Source organism: Zoogloea oryzae, from assembly GCF_030161255.1.
Classification (GTDB): Bacteria; Pseudomonadota; Gammaproteobacteria; order Burkholderiales; family Rhodocyclaceae; genus Zoogloea; species Zoogloea oryzae.
In genome coordinates, this window is sequence record NZ_BSPX01000198.1 from 394 (window position 1) to 876 (window position 483).

Sequence of the window (483 nt, forward strand, 5' to 3'; positions counted from 1 at the left end):
GCCGGCTCGACCAGCCGCGCCGGATACTTCCGGCCCAGCCCGACAATGCCCCACATCGCGCGCTGTCCGGGGCGCCCTTCGGTGTCGAACACCTGCTGGCACAAGGCCCTGGTCTGCGGTCCGATGCGCTCGGCGCTCGCCAGCAGCACGGCGGTTTGCCGCGACGGGTTGAACGGCCGTTCGCTGGTCGGCAGGACGACAGAACCGGGGTGCGCCATCCGGGAATGAACACGCAGCAGCGCACGGGTGTGGCGATCACGGATCTCGATCGTGGTGGTGTAGATGCGCACGACGACCTGGCTGCCGATCGGCGCGGGCCGCGCGGCGTAATAGCTGTTGTCGACGCGTACGGTGGTGTCGTCGCAGACAGTCCGGACGACTTCGGTGAAGATGCGGAAGGGAGCGACAGGCAGCGGCCGCAGGTGCGGCTTCTCTTCCTGGAACATCGCCTCGACCTGACGGCGCGTGCTGCCGTGGATGCGT

Annotated in this window: 1 protein-coding gene; it reads right to left on the reverse strand. The window is 68.5% G+C overall.

Going from position 1 to position 483, the window contains the following annotated elements; translation table 11 throughout:
* The coding region (locus QQK25_RS23000) for a Mu transposase domain-containing protein (RefSeq protein ID WP_438696567.1) at nt 1–483 on the reverse strand (483 nt) is incomplete at both ends.